This window comes from Acidovorax sp. HMWF029 (genome assembly GCF_003060895.1).
Taxonomy (GTDB): domain Bacteria; phylum Pseudomonadota; class Gammaproteobacteria; order Burkholderiales; family Burkholderiaceae_C; genus Acidovorax.
The window spans coordinates 1-22051 of sequence record NZ_QAIH01000015.1 but is presented as its reverse complement, the minus strand read 5'-3'; the positions used below and the strand labels follow the sequence as shown (position 1 = coordinate 22051).

Here is a 22051-nt window from a genome sequence, read left to right as displayed (position 1 = left end):
GATTCAAATCGATTTTACTTTGCACCCTCCACTGCATAGCATTGGCGACCAAGGAGTTGAATGATGCAAAGTTTGCTGGATCCGGCGATCCTGTTTTTTGCCCTGGGCGTGTTTGCTGGCCTGGTGCGGTCCAATCTGGAGATGCCAGCGGCGATCTCGAAGTTCTTGTCCATCTACCTGTTGATGGCGCTGGGTCTGAAAGGCGGTTTTGCACTGGCGGCGTCGGGCTTTACACCCAGCGTGGCCACCAGCCTGGGGCTGGCGGTGCTGCTGGCCATCGTGGTGCCACTGGTGGGCTATGCGCTCTTGCGGCGGGTGCTGTCGGGCTTCAATGCGGCGGCAGTGGCGGCCACGTATGGCTCGGTGAGTGCCGTGACGTTTGTGACGGCCACGCAGTACCTGGAGTCGCAGCAGATCGCCTACGGTGGCCACATGGCAGCAGCGATGGCGCTGATGGAGTCACCCGCCATCATCCTGGCGGTGCTGCTGGCCAATGCGCTGCGGCAAAAGGAGCAGGCTGTTGCCGTGCCCAACAGCACACCGGCCGTGGTGGCGATGACAGAGGCAGGCACCGGCACACGGGGCGGCCCTGGCCATGACAATGGCAAGGGGGGGCCCCACCTGTCGGTGGGCAAGATACTGCACGAGTCGTTCACCGATGGCACGCAATTGCTGCTGCTGGGCGCGATGCTGATCGGCCTGCTGACGGGCGATGCGGGCAAGGCGGCCATGCAGCCATTTTCGGGCGATCTGTTCAAAGGCATGCTGTGCCTGTTTTTGCTGGACATGGGCCTGTCGACCGCGCGCAACCTGCCTGCGGTGCGCCGGCAGTCGCCCTGGCTGCTGGCCTATGCGGTGCTGGGGCCCATCACCCATGCAAGCCTGGCGCTGGGGCTCGCCTGGCTGTTGGCGGTGCCCGTGGGCGACGCGGTGCTGTTGATGGTGCTGGCGGCCAGTGCCTCGTACATCGCCGTGCCTGCGGTGGTGCGCTATGCCATCCCCGAGGCCGACCCGTCCCTGTATGTGAGCCTGTCGCTGGGGCTGACGTTTCCGCTCAACATCGTGCTGGGCATTCCGCTGTATACGCAGGTGGTGCAAAGCCTGTGGGCGGTGTGAGGGGCGGTGCATCCAGCCCCCGCAGGGCCCCTGGCGAGCGCTTGCGAAGCTTGGACCAATTGCTATTATTTAGATAGCTATTGAGGCATAACGGTCGCGCGGAAACGGCCATTTTTATTCAGTTTTTCAGCCCACCGCGCCACACAGCCGGGTCAGAACAGGCTGCTTTGCCCTTGCAGCAGCCCGGGGCGGAACTGGCCCAGGTCCAGCTCCACTCGTTCGCGGTTCAGGCCTAGCCTGCGGCAGGTGGTGGCAAAACGCTGGCGCACCAGGTCAGCCCACAGGCCGGTGCCTTTCATGCGGGTGGCGAAGTCGCTGTTGTAGGTTTTGCCTGCGCGGCGCTCGGCGTCGCTGAGATGGTGCAGGTCTTGCACCCGGGCCATCACGCGTGCGGCGCGCTGAGGGTAGTGCACCTGCAGCCATTCGCGAAAGAGCGTGTCCAGCTCCCACGGCAGGCGCAGCACGGTGTAGAAGGCGCTCTTCGCTCCCGCATCGCGCGCAGCCTCCAGCACCTGCTCCATGTCTTCGGTAATGAAAGGGATTTGCGGCGCCACGCTCACGCCCACAGGCACGCCCGCCTCGGCCAGCGCGCGGATGGTGCGCAGGCGCCGGTGGGGCGCAGCGGCGCGGGGTTCCATGCGGCGGGCCAGCGTGGCATCGAGCGTGGTGATGGTGACGTACACCGCTGCCAGGCGCTGCGCGGCCAGCGGGGCGAGCAGGTCCAGGTCGCGCTCCACCCCGCTGGACTTGGTGATGAGCGAAAACGGGTGGCGTGCGTCACGCATCACCTCGATGAGGCTGCGGGTGAGCTTCAGCTCGCGCTCCACGGGCTGGTAGCAGTCGGTGGCAGAGCCGATGTTCAAAAGGCGCGGCACATAACGCGGCTGGGCCAGCTCGCGCCGCAGCACGCTGGCGATGTTGTGCTTGGCCACAATTTGCGTTTCAAAGTCCAGCCCTGGCGAGAAGTTGAGGTAGCTGTGCGTGGGCCGGGCGTAGCAATAGATGCAGCCGTGTTCGCAGCCCCGGTAGGGGTTGACCGAGAGTTCAAAGAAGATGTCGGGCGAGTCATTGGCGCAGATGGCGCTGCGTGCGGTTTCGAGGTGCACGCGGGTAGCGGCAGCAGTGGCTGCGGTTTCATCTGCCCCGTTGTCGTCCCCAGGCGGCTGGCCCCAACCGTCGTCCGCCACCTCGCGCGTGTCGCGCGCAAACCGGTGCGCCAGGGCCGTGGCCGCGCCCCGGCCACGGATGGCCTGCAGCGGGATGCGAACCTCTTCGGGCGGCGCAGGGATGTCGGATTTGTCCTTGAAGGTGTGCAGCATGACTGTATAAATATACAGCCATTTGGTGCTGCGTGCTTGCCCTGCGGCCCACCGACGCGCACGCTGTCTTGGCCATGACTATTCCTTGAACAACTGCTCGATCAGGCCGCGCATCCACTGGCTACCGGGGTCGCTTTCAAAGCGGCGGCTCCAGTGCAATGACACAGTGAAGTCGCGCAGCGGCAGCGCCGGTTCGATGAGGGTGTAGCCACCGTCAGCCGCAAAGGTGCGCGCGACGTTGCGGGGCATGACCACGGCCAGGTCGGTGGCGCGCACGATGGCGGGCAACACCAGGAAGTGTTCGGTGGTCAGGCGGATGCGGTCCTGCAGCTGCTGCATTTCCAGAATGCGCAGGGTGTCGGAGTGGGCACGCACAGCCACAAACTCCAACTGCCGAAGGGCGCTGAGCAAGGCGGGGCCGCTGCGCTTCTTGGCGGCGAAGGGATGGCCTTTGCGCAGCAGCACCACATAACGGTCCTGAATGAGCTGCACGCGCTGCGTGTCCTTCACGGTGGGCAAGAAGCCGAAGGCAAAGTCGATGGCGCCGCTGTCCAGCCGCTGCGGGATCTCGTGGCGCGGCACGGGCAATGTCTCCAGCCGCACGCCGGGCGCCTGGTGCTGCAGCGCCACCATCAGGTCGGGCAGAAAGCGACCTTCGCCAATGTCGCTCATGTGGATGCGAAAGACCTTGCGCGATTGCAGCGGCTCGAACTGGGCAGATTCGTTGAGCGCCTCTTCCAGCAGGCCCAGGGCGCTGCGCACGGCGTCGGCCAGCCGGTCGGCCTTGGGGGTGGGCTGCACGCCACCGCCTGCGCGCACAAACAGGGGGTCTTTGATGAGCAGGCGCAGCCGCGTCAGCGCCTGGCTGGCAGCGGGCTGGGTCAGGTCCAGCAGGTCGGCAGCGCGGCTCACGTTACGTGTTCGATAGACCGCATCAAACATCCGCAGCAGGTTGAGGTCGATGTCCTTGATATGCATTGAGCTAATACTGCTTAGTCATTTCATTGTATTGATGGATGAACGATACACCCCGAAGATGGCGGAATGCTCTCTGAAGACCCTCCTCTGCCCACCGTGCGCGAGGCCGTGCTCGACCTGCTGCGCGGCTTTCACATCAACACCATCTTTGGCAACCCGGGCTCCACCGAGCTGCCACTGTTCCTCAACTTTCCCAGCGACTTCCGTTACGTCCTGGGCCTGCAGGAATCGGTGGTGGTGGGCATGGCCGACGGCTACGCCCAGGCAACCCATAACGCGGCGTTTGTGAACCTGCACTCGGCCGCTGGTGTGGGCCACGCGATGGGCAACATCTTCACGGCGCACAAGAACCGCACGCCCATGGTCATCACGGCCGGGCAGCAGGCGCGCTCCATCCTGCCGTTCGACCCATTCCTGTTCTCGGGCCAGGCCACTGAGCTGCCCAAGCCCTACGTGAAGTGGAGCGTGGAGCCCGCGCGCGCCGAAGACGTGCCCCTGGCCATCGCCCGCGCCTACTACATTGCCATGCAACAGCCGCGTGGGCCGGTGCTGGTGTCCATCCCAGCCGACGACTGGGACAAGCCGTGCGAGCCGCTGCAGGCGCGCACCGTGAGCACCGAATCTCGCCCCGAGCCGCGCATGCTGCAGGCCATTGGCGATGCGCTCGATGCAGCACAACGCCCCGTCTTGGTGGTGGGCGCCGCCGTGGACCGCGACCGCGCCTGGGACGAGGTGGTGGCGCTGGCCGAACGGCACAACGCCGCTGTGTGGATCTCCCCCATGTCTGGCCGCTGTGGCTTTCCGCAGGACCACCGCCTGTTTGCGGGCGTGCTGCCCGCCATGCGCGAGAAGATCGTGTCGTTGCTCTCTGGGCACGACCTCGTTTTTGCGCTGGGGGCCGCCGCCTTCACATACCACGTGGAAGGTTTTGGCCCCCACGTGCCACCCGGCGCACAGCTGGTGCAACTGATCGATGACCCGGGCACAGCAGCCTGGACGCCTGAAGGCACCTCGGCGGTGGGTGGCATCCGCCTGGGGGTGCTGGACCTGCTGGCGCGCTCTGCACCACCGCCACGCGCCTTGCCACAACCGCGCCCCGCACGCCCTCGTGTGGAGCCCACGGGGCCGCTGATGAGCGTGCCCTATGTGATGCAGACCCTGGCCGAGGTGCGCGATGCGGCCTCCATCGTGGTGGAAGAAGCCCCCAGCTCGCGCGCCGCCATGCATGCGCATTTGCCCATCCTGCAAAGCGAAACCTTCTACACCATGTGCAGCGGCGGCCTGGGCTATGGCATGCCCGCCGCCGTGGGGGTGGCGCTGGCCAAACCCGACAAGAAGGTGATCGGCCTGCTGGGCGACGGCTCGGCGATGTACTCCATCCAGGCACTGTGGAGTGCGGCGCAGCTGAAGCTGCCCATCACCTTCATCATCCTCAAGAACCGGCGCTACGCGGCACTGCAGGAGTTCGCGCCCACCTTCGGCTTTCAGGAAGGCGACAAGCTCGAGGGCACAGACCTGCCGGACCTTGATTTTCTGGCACTCGCCCGTGGCCAGGGCTGCGACGCCGTGCGTGTCAGCGACCCTGCATTGCTGCACCAGGTGCTGCGCGAGGCTCTGGCCAGCCCGCACGCCATCCTGGTCGAGGTGGACGTGGCCTGACAAAGCACCTCGGCGGAGCGCTCATCACCCGCCAATTTTTGGGTTTATTGCACAAGACCCGGTACGCCCGGGCCTAACCGGAGACAAGCATGCATTCCTACCCCCAACGCTCCAAGCGCCGCCTGCTGGGCGCACTGGCCCTGGCTGGCACGGCATTCAGCCTGCAGCTGCCCGCCCATGCCCAGAGCGAGGCTTGGCCCGGCAAACCCATCAAGGTGATCGTGAACTTCCCGCCCGGGGGCGCGGCGGACCAGATCGCTCGCGCAGTGACCGTGCCGCTTCAGACGGCGCTGGGGCAGCCCGTGGTGGTCGAAAACCGGGGCGGCGCGGGCGGCAACATCGGCGGCGAGGCGGTGGCCAAATCGCCCGCCGATGGCTACACGCTGCTCATGAGTTCGGGCGGCATGGTGTCGGTCAACCCGCACCTGTATCCCAAGATGCCGTTCGACCCCGCCAAGGACCTGGTGCCCGTGGCGGCTGCTGCGCGCGTGCTGGTGTTCCTGGAAGTCCGGCCCACGCTGCCCGTCAACAACATCCAGGAGTTCATGGCGTACCTCAAGGCCAACCCCGGCAAACTGAGCTTTGGCTCGCCAGGCAACGGCAGCTCGCCGCACCTGGCTGCCGAGATGCTCAAGGCCCAGGCCAACGTGTTCGCCGTGCATGTGCCCTACCGGGGCGCCGCCCCCGCCATGCAGGACCTGCTGGGTGGGCAAGTGGACTTCATGTTCGACCCCGGCATCGGCCTGCAGCATGTGAAGGCTGGCAAGCTCAAGCTGCTGGCCGTGGGCAGCGCCAAGCGCTCGCCCTTGTTCCCCGATGTGCCCACGCTCGACGAGGTGGGCCTCAAGGGTTTTGATGCCGACACCTGGTTTGGCTTTTATGCACCCGCGGGCACACCACCCGAGGTGGTGGCGCGCTTGAACCGCGAGATCAACAAGGTGCTGGCCACAACCGCCGTGAAAGAACGCATCACGGCGCTGGGCGGCGTGCCTGCGCCAATGTCACCCGCAGACTTTCATGCCCGCGCCGCCATCGACAGCACCCGGTTTGGCGCACTCATCCAGGCCCGCAATATCAAGGGAGACTGAACGACGATCGCACAGCATTGAATGCCCGCGCAAGGCAGTGCGAGATTCTCGATGGACTACAGTCCCGCGCTTTGTCACAACCATCCCAGAGGTACTGCCATGGCGCGCAAGCCCCAGATCATCCTGTCGTCGCTCGACGTTGACCGCATCGAGGCCCTGCTGGCCGCGATTCCGGCCAGTGTCTTCCCAGGCAAGGCGGATCTACAGGCAGAGCTCGACCGGGCGGACGTGGTGCCGCCCGAGGAGATCCCGCCCAACGTGGTGACCATGAACTCCACCGTGCAGTTCTCCATCTTGGAGACGGGCAAGGAGTTCTGCCTGACGCTTGTCTACCCGCGCGACGCGGATGGCACTGCGGACCGTATCTCGATCTTCGCGCCCGTGGGCAGCGCCCTGCTGGGCTTGGCAGTGGACGACGAACTGGCCTGGCCCGGGCCGGGAGGCAAGTCGATGACGGTGCGGGTGAAGGACATCCTGTACCAGCCCGAGAGCGCTGGCGAACTGCACCGCTGAATTCGGGACACCCCCCTGAGCGGCTGCGCCGCTTCCCCCCGCTCTCGCAGCGCTGCGCGCTGCGGGCAGGGGAACGCAGCCCTCGCTGCGGGGCGGCCCTTGCTTGGCTGCCCTGGCCTTTGGGCGCGCCGGTTTCCGAGGCTATGGGGTAGCAAAAGCCTCATGGAGCGCTGAGCGCCGTCTGTTCCCATTGCCCCCCTTCTGGATGGCGTGGGTGCCATGGATCGGGGTGGTGCAAAGCGCCATGAGCCGCGACAATGGCAGCCGCCATGACCACACCGCCCCCGCCGCACTCGCAAGACCTGCCACCGTCCATCGACCAGTTCGACCCGGACTCCACCCTCGCCTTCCAGAGCCGCATGGAGCGGGCGCCCGAGTGGTTCTGCTCCTTCCTGGCAGGCAACTGTCGGGAAAAGAGCCGCCTCAAGCGCGAGATGGCCACCATGAAGGGATCGGTAGTGTGGCTGGTGCAGCAGCGCCGCCAGGGCAACTGGACGGCCGATGAGCGCGACCACATGCGCGATGTGATGCGGTCAGCGTCGTCCGTCAGCCCCTACCTGTTCATCTGGGTGATTCCGGGCTCGATGCTGATCCTGCCCTTCATGGCCTGGTTTCTGGATCGGCAGCGCAAGCGGCGCGAGCGCAGGCTGCAGCGCCCTTGAACCGCCATTGAACCGCTCCGCCAACCTCGCCCCACCCCAGCTGGGGCGGTGACACAATGAAGGGTCAGGCCCAGTTGTTGGACACGGCCACCAGCATGCCGGCCCCCACCAGCCCTGCCTGCCAGCGCAAGGCGGTAGACCAGGTGGGCACATGCTGCTCCACCCGCAGGTACAGCAGGCGCCCCGCAGCAAGGGACAGCACAAACGCCAGCAGCATGCCCAGCGCATTGGGCACCGGCGACGCAGGCCACAGGTGGCTGACCACGGCGTTGACCAGCAGGCAAACGGCAAAGTGCACAAGGAAGACGGAGTAGGACATCTGCCCCACGCGCACCAGCGGCGCAAAGCCGCCCCAGCCACGCACACGTTCGGACCGCAGCGCCACCACCAGGCACAGCGCCGTGACCAGTGCCACCAGGATACGACCCCGAAAGTCCATCGCCAGGGCCACGCCGCCCAGCAGCAAGATGGCGCTCAGCCACCCCGCCGGGCTGGGCGCGCGCACAGCCCAGTAGGCCAGCATGCCCAGGCCATAGGCGCCAAAGAAGTAAATCGCCCACATGTCCAGCCCGGCCATGCGGTTGAAAGCCCACAGCGATGCGGCCACACCGGCCACGATGATCCCCCGGGCCAGCACGGCCCCGTGCCGCTGCGCCCACGCACCCGGCAGGGCCCGGACGCCCGCCCAGACCAGCACGCTCAAGGCGAACAGCTGGAAGTCGATGGCCACGTACCAGACCCCGGCCGACAGGGCATCTTCGTCCACGATGTCCTGCAGCAGCAGGGCATTGGCCAGCAGCTGCGCCAGGGTCGGCTCCTCCGGTACCGAGGGGTGTGCCATCCAAGGCCGCACCAGCGCAGCCACCACCACAGTCACCAGCAGCGCCACCGCATAGGGCACGACCAACCGCACGAATCGCTTGGCGACCGCAGTGCCCGCATGGTCGAACCGCGCCACGCCCTGGGGAGCCAGGCTGGCGGCAGCCAGGTAGCCGCCCAACACCAGAAACACCTGCACCGCCATGCGCCCATAGTCATACAGCCACGCCATCAGAGCGGGGCCCAGAGGCTGCGCGATGTCCGACATGGGGCCATAAAAGGCCAGGTGGTGCCAGACGATGGTGATGCACGCCACGCCCTTGACCATATCGATCAGGGGCATGCGGGAAGAGGACGACGACATGGCTGCGGTGAAGGTGTGGCCTGTGCCGATACGACGCCGCACCAGCAGGCAAAAAACCTCTATTGTCCCTCGCAGGCAAAAGTTTGGGCAACCCAGGCTCCCACAGGGACGCCTCATTCTTTTCGGCCATGCAATTTCCTCAATTTTCAGAAATTACTGAAATTTCGGAAAATTAAGCGCACAATGCGTGTCCATATGACCTACGTCAACCATCTACCCCCTCTAAACCGCCAGTTCGTGGCCCACTTTGGCGAGATGGGCAGCCGCTGGGGCATCAACCGCACTGTCGGCCAGATGTACGCACTCATCTTCCTGTCGCCTCGCCCGCTCAATGCCGATGAGATTGCTGAAACGCTGGAGTTTTCGCGCTCCAACGTCAGCATGGGGCTCAAGGAACTGCAGGCCTGGCGACTGGTGAAACTGAGCCACCAACCAGGTGACCGGCGCGAATACTTCGAGGCGCCCAAGGACGTATGGGAGATCTTCCGCGTGCTGGCCGAGGAGCGTCGCCGGCGCGAAATCGAACCCACCTTGTCGATGCTGCGCATGGCGCTGCTCGAAGAACCGTCCTCCGATGAGGAACGCCATGCCCAGGAGCGCATGCGCGAGATGCACGAACTGATCGACCGGCTCATGACATGGTTCGACGACGTGCAGCGCCTGGCGCCCGAGACAGCGATGCAGCTCATGGGCATGGGCACCGCCGTGACCCGCGTGCTGGAGTTCAAGGACCGCCTCACGGGCAAGGCAAGCGCCGCCACCAAGGGCAAAGACGCAGGGGTTTGACGCCATGGACGCCTTCACGCTCTCGCGCATTCAGTTCGCCGCGAACATCAGCTTTCACATCCTGTTCCCCACCATCACGATTGCGCTGTGCTGGTTTCTGGTCTTCTTCCGCCTGCGCCACTCGGCCACGCGCGGTACACCCGCCGCGCTGGGCTGGGAACAGGCCTACTACTTCTGGACCAAGGTGTTTGCGCTGACCTTTGCGCTGGGCGTGGTCTCGGGCATCACCATGAGCTTTCAGTTCGGCACCAACTGGCCGGGCTTCATGGAGCATGTGGGCAATATTGCAGGGCCTCTGCTGGGCTACGAGGTGCTGACGGCGTTCTTCCTGGAGGCCACCTACCTGGGCATCATGCTGTTTGGCCGGGGCCGCGTATCTGAGCGCGTACACCTGTTTGCCATATTGATGGTGGCATTGGGCACCACCTTGTCGGCCTTCTGGATCCTGAGCTTGAACTCGTGGATGCAAACGCCCGTGGGCTACAAAATCATCGACGGCAAGTTCCACGCGGTGGACTGGCTGGCGATTGTGTTCAACCCGTCCTTCCCCTACCGCCTGGGCCACAAGCTGCTGGCGTCCGCACTCACGGCGGGCTTCCTGATCGCAGGGGTCTGCGCCTGGCAGCTGATCAAGGACGCAGCCAACGAAGGGACGCGCAAGGCACTGCGCACGGCCATCACCGCAGTGGCGGTCGTGATACCGCTGCAGATCTTCATGGGCGACCTGCATGGCCTCAACACGCTGGAGCACCAGCCCGCCAAGATCGCCGCCATCGAGGGCATCTGGCACACCGAGAAAGGCGCCCCTCTTACGCTGTTCGGCCTGCCCAACGAGAAAGAAAGCCGCACGGACTATGCCCTGCAGATCCCCAAGGCCGCGAGCCTGATCCTCGCGCACGACATCAACGCCGAACTCAAAGGGTTGAGTGAATTCCCCGGCGCGCACCCGCCCGTAGCGCCCGTGTTCTGGGGGTTTCGCGTGATGGTGGGTGTGGGCCTGCTGATGCTGGCCGTGGCCTGGGTGGGAGCTTTTGTACTGTATCGCCGCCGCCAGCAAGACCTGGCCACCCTGCCCCGGCCACTGCTCTACACGCTGGTGGGTATGGCGTTCTCGGGCTGGGTGGCCACACTGGCCGGGTGGTACGTGACTGAAATTGGTCGCCAGCCTTACCTGGTCTATGGTCTTTTCAAGACCGCCGACGCCGTGGCTCCCCACCCGCCCGCCATGGTGGCCAGCACGCTGGCGGCCTATCTCATCGTCTACGGGCTGCTGCTGGTGGCCTATGTGGGCGTGATCAAGTACATGGCGGAACACCCGGCCATGCCCGCACCGGCAGCACTCCATCCCACACCTGCCTCTTACGCCGCTTAAGGAGGCCTCCATGGAAGCACTGAACTGGGCCACCGCCCTGCCCCTGATCTTCATGGCCATCATGGGCCTGGCCCTGCTGGCCTATGTGATCCTCGACGGCTACGACCTCGGCGTGGGCATCCTGCTGCCCTTTGCCAGCGACGCGGAGAAGGACGTGATGGTGTCCAGCATCGGCCCTTTCTGGGACGCCAATGAAACCTGGCTGGTACTTGGCGTGGGCGTGCTGCTCATCTGTTTTCCGGCAGCACACGGTGTGGTGCTGTCAGCCCTGTACCTGCCGGTTGCAGTGATGCTGATGGGATTGATACTGCGCGGCGTGGCGTTCGACTTTCGCGTCAAAGCCCGCGACTCGCACAAGACCACCTGGAACCACCTGTTCGCCGCAGGCTCGCTGGCGACCACGCTGGCGCAGGGCTGGATGCTGGGGGCGTACATCACTGGCTTTCAGAACGACACCTGGGGCCTGCTGTTTTCTGCAGGCATTGCCATCACCCTGCCTGCGGCCTATGCGATGCTCGGCGCGGGCTGGCTCATCATGAAAACCGATGATGATCTGCAGCGCAAAGCCGCCCGCTGGGGCCAGGGTGCGCTGTGGCCCATGGGGTTTGCGCTCACGGGTATTTCGCTGGCCACACCGCTGGTCAGCCCCACGGTATTTGCCAAGTGGTTTGTACTGCCCGAGCTGGTTGCGCTGCTGCCCATCCCTCTGGCCTGTGTGGCAGCCTTTTGTGCCATCCGCCATGTGCTTACCACGCCGCGTGTGGTGCAGGCTGGCTACGGCTGGATCGTGTTCGCTGCCACGGTGCTGATCTTTGTGCTGGCCTTCCTGGGCCTGGCCTACAGCATCTACCCCTACATCGTGATCGACCGCTTGACGGTGTGGCAGGCCGCCAGCGCCACGGAATCGCTGGTGGTGATCGGGATCGGCATGGCCATCACGCTGCCCGCCATCATTCTCTACACCATCTTCATGTACCGGGTGTTCTGGGGCAAGGCGCGGGAGCTGACGTACGGTTTGTGAAACCTCTGGTCAATACCGCAGACTCCCTTCCGCATCCACGATGGCCAGTTCCACATAGGTAGAGCCGTTGTGGCTCTTGGGCGAGTATTTGACGTTAAAGCGCCCAAAGGATATTTCGCCCGCATCCTCCATTTTCTTGATGAAAGACTCCGTGGTCAGGTTACGCCCGGTGCGGCGCAATCCCTCCACCATCAGCCGCGCATGCACGAATCCCTCGAACTGCGAGGCCGAAGGCTGGGCGCCAGGAGATTTGCGCGCAGCAGGGCCAGGTATTCGGCCACCACGGGCACCGTGGTGTTGCGCAGCGACGGCATGATCTGCGCGAGGATGATGCCGCGCGCCTTGTCCTTGAGCTCGCGGTGGATCACGTCCATGCTGGCCACCGAAAAACCGTAGTAAGTGGGCCGCGCCGCCGTCGATTGCACGGCCTTGATGTAGCTGGTGAACGTGGTTCCTGCCGTGGCAACGATCACGGCCTGGGGCTGGGCGGCTTCGGTGGCACAGGCAGCAGCGGCAAAAACGGCTTCGCCCACAGCACACACAAGGTGAACCGTGGGCGAAGGGCGCCATCTTCAGGACCGCCCTCGATGCCAGCGATCCGGCACGGAGGGCGGTTCAAAGACAAAAGCTCAGCGCAGCATCACAGCTTCAGGCGCGCACGTGCCGCCTCGTACTCGCTGCGCAACTTGGCCACCAGCTCGGCCGTGCTGGTTACGGCATTGATGGCGCCAATGCCCTGGCCGCAGCCCCAGATGTCCTTCCAGGCCTTCTTGGCATCGCCGCCAAAGTTCATCTTGCTGGGGTCGGATTCGGGCAAGTTGTCGGGGTCCATGCCCGCAGCGCGGATCGACGGGGCCAGGTAATTGCCGTGCACGCCGGTGAACAGGTTGCTGTATACGATGTCGTCGGAGTTGCCGTCCACGATGGCCTGCTTGTAGGCATCGCTGGCACGCGCTTCGTGCGTGGCAATGAAGGCCGAGCCGATGTAGCCAAAGTCCGCCCCCATGGCCTGCGCAGCGAGCACAGCGCCACCGCTGGCGATGGAACCGCTGAGCGCCAAGGGGCCATCGAACCACTGGCGGATTTCCTGGATCAGCGCAAAGGGGCTCTTCACACCTGCATGGCCACCCGCGCCCGCCGCCACGGCGATCAGGCCGTCTGCGCCCTTCTCGATGGCCTTGTGCGCAAACTTGTTGTTGATGATGTCGTGCAGCACCACACCGCCCCAGTTGTGCACGGCCTGGTTCACATCCTCGCGCGCGCCCAAAGACGTGATGATGATCGGCACCTTGTACTTGGCGCACACCTGCATGTCGTGCTCCAGCCGATCGTTGCTCTTGTGCACGATCTGGTTGATGGCGAAGGGCGCGGCAGGCTTGTCGGGGTTGGCCTTGTTGTAGGCCGCCAGGGTTTCGGTGATCTCGGCAAGCCATTCATCGAGCAGCTCGGCGGGGCGGGCGTTGAGCGCGGGCATGGAGCCCACCACACCGGCCTTGCACTGCTCGATCACGAGCTTGGGGTTGCTGATGATGAACAGCGGCGAACCGATGACCGGCAGCGACATGTTTTGCAGCACGGGAGGCAGTTTGGACATGGCAACAACTTCCAGAACAAAAAATAGGATGAAATTGGCTGCTTCCGCCTGATGGACATGCTTTAGCAGCTATCTTTTTTATAGCACCCCTGCAATACAAGGGGGGTGGCTCCTCACAACACGCTCGTCACGCCTCAGAAGGCATCAAGCGCCAGCTCGGTCACGCTGGCCGCGCCTTCCACAATGCTGTCGCGCAGGCCGGGGGCCTTCACCAGAATGTGGTCGGCGTAGAACTGTGCCGTGGTGATTTTTGCGCGCATGAAGGCTTCGTCCTGTCCCTTTTGCAACAGGTCCTGCGCCACCAGCAGGCTGCGCGCCAGCTGCCAGCCCGCCACCACATTGCCCGCCAGCATCAGGTAGGGCACGCTGCCCGCAAACACGGCGTTGGGCTGGGCCTTGGTGCCACCGGCCACAAAGTCAATCACATCGAGCAGTGCCTTGCGCGCAGCCGTCAGGCGCTTGGCCACGGCCAAAGCGGCAGGGGTGCCGCTTGCCAGCAGGTCGGCCTCGGTCTTTTCGATCTGCGCAGCGATGCCCTTGGCCGTCTGGCCGCCATCGCGCGCCGTCTTGCGACCCACAAGGTCGTTGGCCTGGATGGCGGTGGTGCCTTCGTAGATGGTGAGAATCTTGGCGTCGCGGTAGTACTGAGCGGCACCCGTCTCCTCGATGAAGCCCATGCCTCCGTGCACCTGCACGCCCAGGCTGGTGACTTCCTGGCTCATCTCGGTGCTATAGCCCTTGACCAGGGGCACCATGAATTCGTAGAAGGCCTGGTTCTGCTTGCGCGTGTCGGCATCGGGGTGATGGTGGGCTGCGTCGAACGCAGCAGCCGCCACCGTAGCCATGGCACGGCAGCCTTCGGTGTATCCGCGCATGGTCATGAGCATGCGCTTGACGTCGGGGTGGTGAATGATGGGCGCGCTGGCAGCGATGCTGCCATCCACAGGGCGGCTTTGAACGCGGTCCTTAGCGTACTGCACAGCCTTCTGGTAGGCGCGCTCGGCGATCGCTATGCCCTGCATGCCCACGGCATAGCGCGCGGCGTTCATCATGATGAACATGTACTCAAGGCCCCGGTTTTCTTCGCCAACCAAGTAACCGACGGCACCGCCGTTGTCGCCAAACTGCAGTACGGCGGTAGGCGATGCCTTGATGCCCAGCTTGTGCTCGATGCTTACGCAGTGCGCGTCGTTGCGCGCGCCCAGCGAGCCATCCTTGTTGACCAAAAACTTGGGCACCACGAAGAGGCTGATGCCCTTGACGCCCTCAGGTGCACCGGCCACACGGGCAAGCACCAGGTGCACGATATTGGCGGCCATGTCGTGCTCGCCATAGGTAATGAAGATCTTGGTGCCGAAGACCTTGTAGCTGCCATCGGGCTGCGGCTCGGCGCGCGAGCGCACCAGTGCCAGATCCGAGCCCGCCTGGGGTTCGGTCAGGTTCATGGTGCCGGTCCACTCGCCCGTCACCAGCTTTTCGAGGTAGGTGGCCTTGAGCTCGTCGCTGCCCGCCGTGAGAAGCGCCTCGATGGCTCCGTCGGTCAACAGCGGGCACAGAGCGAAACTCATGTTCGCGCTGTTGGTCATCTCGATGCAGGCCGCGCCGATGGTCTTGGGCAGGCCCTGGCCGCCGAAGTCGGCCGGGTGCTGCAGGCCCTGCCAGCCGCCTTCGCCGTACTGGCGGAAGGCGTCCTTGAAACCTGGAGTGGTGGTCACCACGCCGGCTTGGAAGCTCGACGGGTTCTTGTCGCCTTCCCAGTTGAGCGGAGCCAGCACGCCCTCGTTGAACTTGGCGCACTCTTCCAGCACGGCGGCGGCCGTGTCCAGGCCAGCGTCTTCAAAGCCGGGGATTTGTGCGATCTGTTCGATGTTGGCCAAGTGCTCGATACCGAACAGCATGTCCTTGACGGGGGCGGTGTAGCTCATGAAAGTCTCCGGAAAAGCAAAATTTCGTCAAAAAAAAGGCATCGCAAGCGATGCCTTTTTGTAGCGGCTGGTCGGTCTGTACGCCTTACAGCGCCTTCACCAGTTCCGGCACGGCCGCGAACAGGTCGGCTTCCAGGCCGTAGTCGGCCACGCTGAAGATCGGGGCTTCGGGGTCCTTGTTGATCGCGACGATCACCTTGGAATCCTTCATGCCAGCCAAGTGCTGGATGGCGCCCGAGATGCCGGCAGCGATGTACAGCTGCGGCGCCACGATCTTGCCAGTCTGCCCCACTTGCAGGTCGTTCGGTGCGTAGCCCGCATCCACCGCGGCGCGGCTGGCGCCAATGGCAGCACCCAGCTTGTCGGCCAGGGGGGTGATGACTTCGTCGAACTTTTCCTTGCTGCCGAGAGCCCGGCCACCAGAGACGATGATCTTGGCGGCGGTGAGTTCGGGGCGGTCGCTCTTGGCGATCTCGCTGCCCACGTAGCTGCTCTTGCCCGCATCGGCAGTGGCAGCAGCGGTTTCGACGGCGGCGCTGCCACCGGTGGCTGCAGCGGCGTCAAAGCCCGTGGTGCGCACGGTGATGACCTTCACGGCGTCGCCCGATTGCACGGTGGCAATGGCGTTACCGGCGTAGATGGGGCGCTCGAAGGTGTCGGCGCTCACCACCTTGGTGATGTCGCTGATCTGGGCCACGTCCAGCTTGGCTGCCACGCGGGGGGCGATGTTCTTGCCGCTGGCGGTGGCGGGGAACAGGATATGGCTGTAGCTGGATGCGATGGCCAGCACCTGGGCGGCCACGTTCTCGGCAAGGCCATGGGCCAGGCCTGCAGCGTCAGCGTGGATGACCTTGCTCACACCAGCGATCTGGCCAGCGGCAGCAGCGGCAGCGCCTGCGTTGTGACCGGCCACCAGCACATGCACGTCGCCACCGCAAGCGGCTGCGGCCGTCACGGTGTTCAGGGTTGCGCCCTTGATGGATGCGTTGTCGTGTTCAGCAATAACGAGTACCGACATTTAGATCACCTTCGCTTCGTTCTTGAGTTTCTCGACCAGGGCGGCCACGTCGGCCACCTTGACGCCAGCGCCGCGCTTGGCGGGTTCGCTGACCTTCAGGGTCTTGAGGCGGGGCGCCACGTCCACGCCGAGGTCTTCGGGCTTGACGGTGTCCAACTGCTTCTTCTTGGCCTTCATGATGTTGGGCAAGGTGACGTAGCGGGGCTCGTTCAGGCGCAGGTCGGTGGTGATGACGGCGGGCAGGCTCAGGGCCAGGGTTTCCAGGCCGCCATCGATTTCGCGGGTCACATTGACCTTGTCGGCAGCCAGCTCTACCTTGCTGGCGTTGGTGGCTTGCGGCAGGTCGGCCAGGGCCGCCAGCATCTGGCCGGTCTGGTTGGCATCGTCGTCGATGGCCTGCTTGCCCAGGATCACGAGCTGGGGCTGTTCCTTGTCCACCAGGGCCTTGAGCAGCTTGGCAACGGCCAGGGGCTGCAGTTCGACGTCGGTCTCAACCAGGATGGCGCGGTCGGCGCCGATGGCCATGGCGGTGCGCAGGGTTTCCTGGCACTGGGCCACGCCGCAGGAGACTGCGATGACTTCGGTCACCAGGCCTTTTTCTTTCAGGCGCACGGCCTCTTCGACGGCGATTTCGTCAAAGGGGTTCATGCTCATCTTCACGTTGGCGATGTCCACACCCGTGTTGTCCGACTTGACGCGGACCTTCACGTTGTAGTCCACCACGCGCTTGACAGGGACCAAGACCTTCATTGCTGCGGCTCCTAGAGAGAGTTGGTTGAATTGACGTTTACGTAAACTGGAACATTCTATGCCGCACTGCAGCGAAAGTGCTACAGGACCGGGGCAGAGACTTCACGATCAAAAAAGAACGATCGTGCTTTTTGTAGATTATAGGCGAGTGCGCCGGGCGACTGTCCAGTGCTTGTTGTCGCCTGCGGCACCCGGCACCCGAGCTGCAGGCCGGACTCACTGTGCTGGCGCAGACGCAGGTGCCGCCGGAGCAGCGGGCGACATCGCCGCCGCCAGCCCCCCATCGACCTGCACATGCATGACCCGCTGGGGGTATGGGATTTCGATCTGATGGGCGCGCAAGGCGCTCAGGATGGCGCGGTTGATCTCAGAGCGCAGGCCCAATGCGCCGTTCTCGGGGTCGGCAATCCAAAAGCCCACCGTGAACTCCAGCCCGTCGGCGCCAAAAGCCGACAAAGCCACACTGGGCGCAGGATCGCGAAGCACCCGGCTGCTGGCCAGCGCCGCCTCGCCCAAGAGGCGGGTGACCAGGTCCACATCGCTTTCGTAGGCCACACTCACCACGGTGGACAGCCAGACGCGGGGATCGGCAAGCGACAGGTTTTCCACCCGCTGGGTGATCAGCATTTCATTGGGAACGATGGACTCGCGGCCCGTGGGAGAGCGCACCACGGTGTAGCGTGCATTGATGTTGGTGATGCGGCCCTCAAAGTTGTCTACGCGCACGTTGTCGCCAATGCGCATGCTGCGCTCGGCCAGGATGACAAAGCCGCTCACATAGTTGGACGCGAGCTTCTGCAGGCCAAAGCCAATGCCCACCCCCACCGCGCCGCCCAGCACCGACAAGGCCGTGAGGTCGATGCCCACAGCCGACAAAGCCATCATCAACCCCACAAACACCAGCAACGCGCGCACAGCGTTACTGACGGCCTTGCGCAGCGACAACTCGGCCCCGGTGGCCGAACGCAGCAGCCGGGACTCGATGGCCGCAGAAACCCACAACGCAATGAGCAGCACCGCACCTGCCGTCACGGCCCCTTCAATCATGGTGCGCACCGACAGCGTGGCCCCCCCCACCTTCCAGTGGATCTGGTCCAGCTCCTCCAGCACCAGCGGCAGGAGCCCCGTGACCCAGAGCACCATGCCCAGCCAAGCCATCCAGGAGATAGAGCGCTCGATGGGACGCACCCAGGCGGCGTCAGGGCAGGCCACCTGCAGCACCTTCACACCGATGCGTATCACGACCAGCGCCACCAGCACCGGTATCGCCAACTTGAAGGCCGCCAGAGCAACCCAGTGGTGCAGAACGGTGCGCGCCACATAGGCCAGGCCCAGCAGCAGCAGCGGAAACAGCGCGCCGTCCACAATCCGCACACCAAACAGGATGGAGCGCGGGTCGCCCCGTTGCAGCCCCCGCTGCAGCAGCGCCACCACCCCCCAGGCCAGAACCACGCAACCCGCCAAGGCCGCCAATTCCACCAGCACCGTGGGGTTCAAAAAAGCCTGTACCCACATGCCCACATCGGCCAGCATCGGTTTGTTCATTGCCATCGCTCGGGCCCTCAAAGCTTCCAGCCAGGCAGGCGCTTTTCAGCGAAAGCGCGTGCGCCCTCCTGCGCGGCCTCATCCATCATGTTGGTGGCCATGGCCTGGCCCGCCAACTGGTAGGCGGCATCCATGCCCAGCTCGCGCTGCTGGTAAACCAGCGCCTTGCCCATGGCCACAGCCACGCGGGGCTTTTGCACAATGGACTGCACCAGCTTCTCGACTTCGGCATCGAGGGCATCGAGTGGCACCACACGGTTAACCAGCCCCTGCGCCAGCGCAGTGCGGGCGTCGATGAAATCACCCGTCAGCAGCATCTCCATCGCCCGTTTGGCAGGCACATTGCGCACCAACGGCACGCTGGGCGTCGCACAGAAGAGGCCGTAGTGGATGCCGCTGGTGGCAAAGCTTGCCGTGTCGGCCGCCACAGCCAGGTCGCACTGCGCCACCAGCTGGCAACCGGCCGCCGTGGCCATGCCCTGCACGCGCGCGATCACGGGCACGCTGAGCTTGTGGAGAGTGAGCATCATCCGACTGCACTGGGCAAACAGCTGCTGGTAGTACTCCAGCTCCGGGTGAGCCGCCATTTCTTTGAGGTTGTGGCCCGCACAAAAGGCCTTCCCCGCCGCTGCCAGCACCACCACACGCACGGACTCGTCGCGACCGGCATTGTCCAGCGCCTGCTGAAGCGCTGCGAGCATCTCGCCGCCCAGTGCATTGAAGCGAGCGGGGTCGTTCAGGGTCAGGGTAACCACGCCGCGGGCATCGCGGGTGGTTGTCAGCACATCATCGAAGTTCTTTGTCGTCATAGTTTGCTCCTGTCAGCCATCTGCACGCCGACTGAAACTGGCACGGCTCGGGCGAGGGCCGCCGCGCAAGGGCCGCCCCGCCGCGCTGGCGGCGCCCCCCTTGCGCATCGCGCAGCGATGCAAGAGAAGGGGGAAGCGGCGAAGCCGCTCAGGGGTTTGGTCACAAATCCGCCAAGACCCGCAAGTGCGTCTCCACACTGCGCGCCAGCGGCCCCATGACGTAGCCGCCTTCCAGGCACGACACGATGCGTCCCTTGGCGTAGCGCCGCGCTACATCCTTCACGCGCTGGGTGATCCAGGCGTAGTCCTGCTCGGTCAGGCCCAACTGGCCCATATCGTCCTCGCGGTGGCCGTCAAAGCCTGCGCTCACAAAAATCATCTCGGGCTTGAAGGCTTCTAGCCGGGGCATCCACATCATCTCGATGATCTCCCGGATGTCCATACCCCGCGTATAGGCCGGCACCGGCACATTCACCATGTTGGGGGCTGGATCGTGGTCGCCGCTGTAGGGGTAGAACGGGTGCTGAAAAATGCTCACCATCAGCGCGCGAGGGTCGCCCGCAAGGATGTCCTCCGTGCCATTGCCATGGTGCACGTCAAAGTCCACCACCGCCACACGCTGCAGGTTGTAGCGCTGCAGCGCATATTTGGCCGCCACGGCCACGTTGTTGAAAAAGCAAAAACCCATGGCCTTGTCGCGGCAGGCGTGGTGACCGGGGGGGCGCACGCTGCAAAACGCGTTCTCGACCTCGCCCGCCATCACGGCGTCGGTGGCTGCAAGAGCGGCTCCGGCGGCGCGCAACGAGGCCTTCCAGGTATGGGCGTTGATGGAAGTGTCCGTGTCGATCTGCGCGTAGCTCGGGCCACCGGCCATCAGCTCTTCGTTGAGCCGGTCCGACAGGCCCCGCAGTGCCGCAATGTGCATGCGGCCATGGGCCAACTCGATGTCGGCCAGCGAGGCTTCGGGAGCCTCGTAGCGCTCCAGCGCATCGGCCACGCCGGTAATCAGCAAACGGTCTTCAATGGCATCCAGCCGTTCAGGGCATTCGGGATGCCCCGGACCCATCTCGTGCTTCCAACAATCCCGGTGGGTGAAATAGCCCGTCTTGCTCACAGTCAATCCCCGTGTCTCAATTTTTTAGGATAACGTCGCGCCATGAATGCACAGCACAAGATCAAATCGCTTCTGGATCAGCTTAACACGGTGATTGTGGGCAAACAGGCCCAGGTGCAGGACTGTGTGGCCTGCCTGCTGGCGGGAGGGCACCTGCTCATCGAGGACGTTCCGGGCGTGGGCAAGACCACGCTGGCGCACGCCCTGTCGCACACTTTCGGCCTGCAGTTTTCGCGTGTTCAGTTCACTGCAGACCTCATGCCCAGCGACCTGACGGGCGTTTCGGTGTACGAACGTGGCAAGGAGGCCTTCGTATTTCACCCCGGCCCGGTGTTCGCACAGGTGCTGCTGGCCGACGAAATCAACCGCGCCAGCCCCAAGACACAGAGCGCCCTGCTCGAAGCCATGGAGGAAAAACAAGTCTCCGTGGAAGGTGAGACCCGTGCCCTGCCCCACCCCTTCTTTGTGATCGCCACACAGAACCCGCACGACCAGCTGGGCACCTTCGCGCTGCCCGAGTCGCAACTCGACCGCTTTCTCATGCGCATCTCCATCGGCTACCCAGATCGCGCGGCCGAACGCCTGCTGCTGTCGGGTGCCGACCGGCGCGATATGGTGAGCAGCCTGCTGCCGCTGTTGTCCGGCGACGAACTGACTGAGCTGCAGCGCCAGGTGCAGGCCGTGCACACGGCCGAACCGCTGCTCAACTACGTGCAGGACCTGATCGCCGCTACGCGCTCGGGCCGCTGGTTCCTGCAAGGCCTGTCGCCCCGCGCAGGCATTGCCATGCTGCGCGCCGCCAAGGCGCAGGCCCTCATCAGCGGGCGCGACTATGTGGCACCCGACGACGTGCAGGCTGTGCTGCCCCAGACCACCGCCCACCGCCTGGTGCCCGTGGGTGACGCCGGGCGGGGCGCCGTGGAGCAAGTGCGCGCCATGGTCGATGCTGTGCCCCTGCCCTGAGCACACTGTGGCGACCCCCATGGCCCCGACCGCCCCCGCCCCCTGGCGCACAGCACTCGCCCGGCTGAGCCCGCTGGCGCCCTTTCGCAAGCGCTTCCAGAACTGGTGGCAGGCGCGCCTGCCGCTCAATGACACCCTGCTGCTCACCCAGCGCAACGTCTACATCCTGCCCACCAGTTCGGGCTGGATGCTGGCGCTCACGCTGGTCGTGCTGCTGGTGGCGTCCATCAACTACCAGCTCAACCTGGGCTACCTGCTCACTTTTTTGCTGGCGGGCAGTGCAGCGGCTGGCATGCACATCTGCCACGCCAACCTGCGGGGCCTCACGCTGCGCCTTTTGGCGCCCGAGCCCCACTTCATGGGCACGAGCGCAGCTTTTGAACTGCAACTATCCAGCGAACGCAGATCCCCGCGCTACGGCATTGCGCTGTCCGTGCATGGCGCGGACAAGGCCGAACACCAATGGGCCTGGACCGACGTGCCCGCCCAAGGGCAGGCCAGCGTGCAGGTGGCCTTCCGCCCCTCGCGCCGGGGCCTGCACCGTGTGCCCACTCTCATGGCTGAGACGCGGTTTCCGCTCGGCACCTTCCGGGTCTGGACCTACTGGCGCCCCGCCTCCGAGGTGCTGGTCTACCC

General features: G+C 64.7%; 21 protein-coding genes and 1 pseudogene. 10 read left to right on the top strand and 12 right to left on the bottom strand.

What is annotated here, in order from left to right; translation table 11 throughout:
* The first annotated feature begins 63 nt into the window (after positions 1 to 63).
* Positions 64 to 1116: a sodium-dependent bicarbonate transport family permease gene (locus DBR12_RS01310; RefSeq protein WP_108615607.1), complete on the top strand. Its 1053-nt coding sequence runs from the start codon at positions 64 to 66 to the stop codon at positions 1114 to 1116.
* A gap of 152 nt (positions 1117 to 1268) precedes the next feature.
* Here DBR12_RS01310 and DBR12_RS01305 read toward each other — a convergent pair whose 3' ends face one another.
* Positions 1269 to 2435 carry a PA0069 family radical SAM protein gene (locus DBR12_RS01305; protein ID WP_108615605.1) on the bottom strand — a complete coding sequence of 389 codons (1167 nt, stop codon included), beginning with the start codon at positions 2433 to 2435 and terminating at the stop codon, positions 1269 to 1271.
* A gap of 78 nt (positions 2436 to 2513) precedes the next feature.
* Positions 2514 to 3413 (bottom strand): LysR family transcriptional regulator, encoded by a 900-nt coding sequence (locus DBR12_RS01300; RefSeq protein ID WP_108615604.1) that lies wholly within the window; start codon positions 3411 to 3413, stop codon positions 2514 to 2516.
* A 66-nt stretch (positions 3414 to 3479) separates the two neighbouring features.
* On the opposite strand from DBR12_RS01300, the gene mdlC reads away from it, so the two are divergent.
* The 4 genes from mdlC to DBR12_RS01280 all read left to right on the top strand — a co-directional run bounded on the left by mdlC (position 3480) and on the right by DBR12_RS01280 (position 7335).
* Positions 3480 to 5072, top strand: coding sequence for a benzoylformate decarboxylase (gene mdlC, locus DBR12_RS01295; RefSeq protein ID WP_108615603.1), 1593 nt, complete (start codon positions 3480 to 3482; stop codon positions 5070 to 5072).
* Between the two features lie 89 nt (positions 5073 to 5161).
* Entirely contained in the window at positions 5162 to 6160 is a 999-nt protein-coding gene (locus tag DBR12_RS01290; RefSeq protein ID WP_108615602.1) for a tripartite tricarboxylate transporter substrate binding protein, read from the top strand.
* A gap of 99 nt (positions 6161 to 6259) precedes the next feature.
* Positions 6260 to 6673: a nucleoside diphosphate kinase regulator gene (rnk, locus tag DBR12_RS01285; protein ID WP_108615601.1), complete on the top strand. Its 414-nt coding sequence runs from the start codon at positions 6260 to 6262 to the stop codon at positions 6671 to 6673.
* A 269-nt stretch (positions 6674 to 6942) separates the two neighbouring features.
* Complete coding sequence (locus DBR12_RS01280) at positions 6943 to 7335, top strand: hypothetical protein (protein WP_108615606.1); 393 nt, start codon at positions 6943 to 6945, stop codon at positions 7333 to 7335.
* A gap of 64 nt (positions 7336 to 7399) precedes the next feature.
* On the opposite strand, the gene DBR12_RS01275 is transcribed toward DBR12_RS01280, so the two are convergent.
* Positions 7400 to 8518 (bottom strand): acyltransferase, encoded by a 1119-nt coding sequence (locus tag DBR12_RS01275; protein WP_108615600.1) that lies wholly within the window; start codon positions 8516 to 8518, stop codon positions 7400 to 7402.
* A gap of 195 nt (positions 8519 to 8713) precedes the next feature.
* Between DBR12_RS01275 and DBR12_RS01270 the strand changes: the two genes are divergently transcribed.
* The 3 genes from DBR12_RS01270 to DBR12_RS01260 are packed head-to-tail and all read left to right on the top strand — an operon-like array spanning position 8714 to position 11697.
* A complete protein-coding gene (locus DBR12_RS01270; RefSeq protein ID WP_108615599.1) occupies positions 8714 to 9304 on the top strand; it encodes a GbsR/MarR family transcriptional regulator in 591 nt (196 codons plus the stop codon).
* A gap of 4 nt (positions 9305 to 9308) precedes the next feature.
* Positions 9309 to 10676, top strand: a complete 1368-nt coding sequence (locus DBR12_RS01265; RefSeq protein WP_108615598.1) for a cytochrome ubiquinol oxidase subunit I — start codon at positions 9309 to 9311, stop codon at positions 10674 to 10676.
* 10 nt (positions 10677 to 10686) lie between these two features.
* Positions 10687 to 11697, top strand: coding sequence for a cytochrome d ubiquinol oxidase subunit II (locus DBR12_RS01260; protein WP_108615597.1), 1011 nt, complete (start codon positions 10687 to 10689; stop codon positions 11695 to 11697).
* Positions 11698 to 11706: 9 nt separating this feature from the next.
* Here DBR12_RS01260 and DBR12_RS22450 read toward each other — a convergent pair whose 3' ends face one another.
* From DBR12_RS22450 to DBR12_RS01220, 9 genes are all read right to left on the bottom strand, one after another.
* The gene (locus tag DBR12_RS22450; protein WP_233244239.1) at positions 11707 to 11889 is read right to left on the bottom strand and encodes a hypothetical protein; all 183 of its coding nucleotides are present in this window, start codon (positions 11887 to 11889) and stop codon (positions 11707 to 11709) included.
* The gene (locus DBR12_RS22445; RefSeq protein ID WP_233244238.1) at positions 11889 to 12230 is read right to left on the bottom strand and encodes a hypothetical protein; all 342 of its coding nucleotides are present in this window, start codon (positions 12228 to 12230) and stop codon (positions 11889 to 11891) included. The genes DBR12_RS22450 and DBR12_RS22445 overlap by 1 nt, the downstream gene beginning before the upstream one ends.
* A gap of 107 nt (positions 12231 to 12337) precedes the next feature.
* Positions 12338 to 13291 (bottom strand): nitronate monooxygenase family protein, encoded by a 954-nt coding sequence (locus tag DBR12_RS01250; RefSeq protein WP_108615596.1) that lies wholly within the window; start codon positions 13289 to 13291, stop codon positions 12338 to 12340.
* 134 nt (positions 13292 to 13425) lie between these two features.
* Positions 13426 to 15216, bottom strand: coding sequence for an acyl-CoA dehydrogenase (locus DBR12_RS01245; protein WP_108615595.1), 1791 nt, complete (start codon positions 15214 to 15216; stop codon positions 13426 to 13428).
* A gap of 85 nt (positions 15217 to 15301) precedes the next feature.
* Positions 15302 to 16234 (bottom strand): electron transfer flavoprotein subunit alpha/FixB family protein, encoded by a 933-nt coding sequence (locus DBR12_RS01240; protein ID WP_108615594.1) that lies wholly within the window; start codon positions 16232 to 16234, stop codon positions 15302 to 15304.
* Positions 16235 to 16984, bottom strand: a complete 750-nt coding sequence (locus DBR12_RS01235; RefSeq protein WP_094287142.1) for an electron transfer flavoprotein subunit beta/FixA family protein — start codon at positions 16982 to 16984, stop codon at positions 16235 to 16237.
* A gap of 216 nt (positions 16985 to 17200) precedes the next feature.
* On the bottom strand, positions 17201 to 18529 hold the full coding sequence (locus tag DBR12_RS01230) for a mechanosensitive ion channel family protein (RefSeq protein WP_108615593.1): 1329 nt from the start codon (positions 18527 to 18529) through the stop codon (positions 17201 to 17203).
* Positions 18530 to 18546: 17 nt separating this feature from the next.
* Positions 18547 to 19338, bottom strand: coding sequence for an enoyl-CoA hydratase (locus DBR12_RS01225; RefSeq protein ID WP_108615592.1), 792 nt, complete (start codon positions 19336 to 19338; stop codon positions 18547 to 18549).
* A 160-nt stretch (positions 19339 to 19498) separates the two neighbouring features.
* On the bottom strand, positions 19499 to 20404 hold the full coding sequence (locus DBR12_RS01220; RefSeq protein WP_108615591.1) for a histone deacetylase family protein: 906 nt from the start codon (positions 20402 to 20404) through the stop codon (positions 19499 to 19501).
* A 90-nt stretch (positions 20405 to 20494) separates the two neighbouring features.
* Here DBR12_RS01220 and DBR12_RS01215 point away from each other — a divergent pair, with 90 nt between their 5' ends.
* Both DBR12_RS01215 and DBR12_RS01210 read left to right on the top strand, forming a co-directional pair.
* A complete protein-coding gene (locus tag DBR12_RS01215) occupies positions 20495 to 21415 on the top strand; it encodes a MoxR family ATPase (RefSeq protein WP_108615590.1) in 921 nt (306 codons plus the stop codon).
* Positions 21416 to 21434: 19 nt separating this feature from the next.
* Positions 21435 to 22051, top strand: a pseudogene (locus DBR12_RS01210) (DUF58 domain-containing protein); the annotation flags it as partial.